General features: G+C 57.6%; 2 rRNA genes (1 of these 2 only partly in view). Both read left to right on the top strand.

The features are described 5' to 3' along the window. A 23S ribosomal RNA gene (locus MOQ72_RS43830) occupies positions 1–2504 on the top strand (it extends 574 nt beyond the left edge of the window). A 147-nt stretch (positions 2505–2651) separates the two neighbouring features. Continuing rightward, a 5S ribosomal RNA gene (gene rrf / locus MOQ72_RS43835) occupies positions 2652–2768 on the top strand. The last annotated feature ends 2 nt before the right edge of the window (positions 2769–2770 follow it).

The following is a 2770-nucleotide window of genomic DNA, read 5'->3' on the forward strand; positions in this document are numbered from 1 at the left end:
GGGAGTGAAAGAGTTCCTGAAACCGTGTGCCTGCAAACCGTCAGAGCCTTTGGGTGATGGCGTGCCTTTTGAAGAATGAGCCTGCGAGTTGCTGCTGCGTGGCGAGGTTAACCCGGTGTGGGGTAGTCGGAGCGAAAGCGAGTCTGAAGAGGGCGTTGTAGTCGCGTGGTGCAGACCCGAAGCGGGGTGATCTACCCATGGCCAGGGTGAAGCGCGGGTAAGACCGTGTGGAGGCCCGAACCCACCAGGGTTGAAAACCTGGGGGATGAGTTGTGGGTAGGGGTGAAAGGCCAATCAAACTCCGTGATAGCTGGTTCTCCCCGAAATGCATTTAGGTGCAGCGTTGCGTGGTTGCTTGGGTGGGGTAGAGCACTGGTTGGTTGATGGGCCTTCGCGGGTTACTGAGATCAGCCAAACTCCGAATACACTTGAGTTGAGCGTGGCAGTGAGACGGCGGGGGAGAAGCTTCGTCGTCGAGAGGGAAACAGCCCAGAGCATCGGCTAAGGCCCCTAAGTGTGCGCTTAGTGGGAAAGGATGTGGGATCGCTGAGACAACCAGGAGGTTGGCTTAGAAGCAGCCATCCTTGAAAGAGTGCGTAATAGCTCACTGGTCAAGTGGTCCTGCGCCGACAATGTAGCGGGGCTGAAGCGCACCGCCGAAGCCATGCCAAGAGCCCCTTGTTGGGGGTTGTTGGGTAGGGGAGCGTCCTGCATGCGGTGAAGCGCCGGAGTGATCCTGGTGTGGAGTGTGTGGGAGTGAGAATGCAGGCATGAGTAGCGAGTGTAGAGTGAGAATCTCTGCCGCCGGATGACTAAGGGTTCCTGGGGAAGGTTCGTCCGCCCAGGGTGAGTCGGGGCCTAAGGCGAGGCCGACAGGCGTAGTCGATGGAGAACGGGTTGATATTCCCGTACCCGTGTGGACGCGTCCAAAGCGAACTCCTTGATACTAACCACCTGGGGCTGGTCTGGGTCTTCGGATCTGGTGTGGTTCTGCGTGGGGCCTGATGGGGTAGTAGTTGAGTGATGGGGTGACGCAGGAGGGTAGCTCTGCCAGTGGTTGGTGGTGCTGGTGTAAGCCTGTAGCCCGGTGTGTAGGTAAATCCGCATGCCATGTGGGTGAGGGGTGATGCGTAGCCGTGGTGGTGAAGTGGGTGATCCCATGCTGCCGAGAAAAGCCTCTAGCGAGTGTCCGTACGGCCCGTACCCGAAACCGACACAGGTGGTCAGGTAGAGTATACCGAGGCGGTCGGGTGAACTGTGGTTAAGGAATTCGGCAAATTGCCCCCGTAACTTTGGGAGAAGGGGGGCCACTGCTGGTGATCCGACGTGCTTGGGGAGCTGGTGGTGGTCGCAGAGGCCAGGGAGAAGCGACTGTTTACTAAAAACACAGGTCCATGCGAAGCTGTAAGGCGATGTATATGGACTGACGCCTGCCCGGTGCTGGAACGTTAAGAGGACCCGTGAACCCCTTGTGGGGTGTAGCGGAGAATTTAAGCGCCAGTAAACGGCGGTGGTAACTATAACCATCCTAAGGTAGCGAAATTCCTTGTCGGGTAAGTTCCGACCTGCACGAATGGCGTAACGACTTCTCCGCTGTCTCGACCACAGGCCCGGTGAAATTGCAGTACGAGTAAAGATGCTCGTTTCGCGCGGCAGGACGGAAAGACCCCGGGACCTTTACTATAGCTTGGTATTGGTGTTTGGTTCGGCTTGTGTAGGATAGGTGGGAGACTGTGAAGTCATCACGCTAGTGGTGGTGGAGTCGTTGGTGAAATACCACTCTGGTCGTTCTGGGCATCTAACTCGGGTCCGTGATCCGGATCGGGGACAGTGCCTGGTGGGTAGTTTAACTGGGGCGGTTGCCTCCTAAAGGGTAACGGAGGCGCCCAAAGGTTCCCTCAGCCTGGTTGGCAATCAGGTGGTGAGTGTAAGTGTATAAGGGAGCTTGACTGTGAGACTGACGGGTCGAGCAGGTGCGAAAGCAGGGACTAGTGATCCGGCACTTGCGTGTGGAAGTGGTGTCGCTCAACGGATAAAAGGTACCCCGGGGATAACAGGCTGATCTTGCCCAAGAGTCCATATCGACGGCATGGTTTGGCACCTCGATGTCGGCTCGTCGCATCCTGGGGCTGGAGTTGGTCCCAAGGGTTGGGCTGTTCGCCCATTAAAGCGGCACGCGAGCTGGGTTTAGAACGTCGTGAGACAGTTCGGTCCCTATCCGCCGCGCGCGTAGGAGACTTGCGGAAGGCTGTCCCTAGTACGAGAGGACCGGGACGGACGGACCTCTGGTGTGCCAGTCGTATCGCCAGGTGCGTGGCTGGTTGGCTATGTTCGGGAGGGATAACCGCTGAAAGCATCTAAGCGGGAAGCCTGTTCCTAGATGAGGTCTCCCACCCTTTGTGTGGGTTAAGGCCCCCCAGAGATGATGGGGTTGACAGGCCAGACGTGGAAGTGTGGTAACACATGAAGCTGACTGGTGCTGATAGGCCGAGAGACTTGCCCACAAATTGTTTGTTTGCACCCACTATACGATATCTGAAACAACAACCCATCCCTGTGGTGGTTGTTGTTGATAATTGCAGAGAAGAGTGTGTCATCATCGAGTGATGGCCCCTGGTTTTGCCCCTGCTCTGGGTGGGGGTGTGTGGGTTGTCGGTGGCGATGGCGGGGAGGGTCCGCCCGGTCCCATTCCGAACCCGGTAGCTAAGCTCCCCAGCGCTGATGGTACTGCACCCGCCAGGGTGTGGGAGAGTAAGACACCACCGACACA

Origin of the sequence: Saccharopolyspora soli, from assembly GCF_022678645.1 — a bacterium.
Taxonomy (GTDB): Bacteria; Actinomycetota; Actinomycetes; order Mycobacteriales; family Pseudonocardiaceae; genus Saccharopolyspora; species Saccharopolyspora soli.